The following is a 474-nucleotide window of genomic DNA, read 5'->3' as shown; positions in this document are numbered from 1 at the left end:
GTATTATTTATTGTCTTAAATCAAATCTTGGAGTATGTTGACAAGGTAAAATATAAAACGGCATTTAATTAGGATAGGAAATTCCTTCTTTTCTCACCTTAATTGAGCGGTTACAGTGCGTAAATTATTGTATTTATTTTGTGTAATATCATTTCCTTCATTAGCGACTATTGCTAATGAAACACCAGCTAAAGAACAGTTACTTAAGGTTAAGCAACTATATGAAAATCAAATAAATAAATGTCATCTGCTTGAGAATAGAGAACTTAGACCTATTCAAGATCCATGGCTTAAGTCACTACCATCGCAAAGAAAGAAAGTCGTATTAACAGAACTTAACAATGTAGCGATGAATCGATGTGTAATAAAGAAAGAAAAAGATTTCACATATCAATTAATGGATTACACAGCAAAAACAGGTGATAAGTTATTTTTAAATAGCTGGCTAATATTTAAATCAGCGATGTATAATGA

General features: G+C 30.0%; 1 protein-coding gene. It reads left to right on the top strand.

The window, feature by feature from the left end; translation table 11 throughout:
* Positions 1 to 115 precede the first annotated feature (115 nt).
* On the top strand, positions 116 to 474 hold a 359-nt coding region (locus E5A76_RS19585; protein ID WP_187695701.1), incomplete at its 3' end, for a hypothetical protein.

This window comes from Photobacterium lucens, from assembly GCF_009873615.1.
In the GTDB taxonomy this organism is placed as follows: domain Bacteria; phylum Pseudomonadota; class Gammaproteobacteria; order Enterobacterales; family Vibrionaceae; genus Photobacterium; species Photobacterium lucens.
Note: the sequence above shows the minus strand (reverse complement) of the source record. Positions and strands in the feature narration are given on the sequence as shown.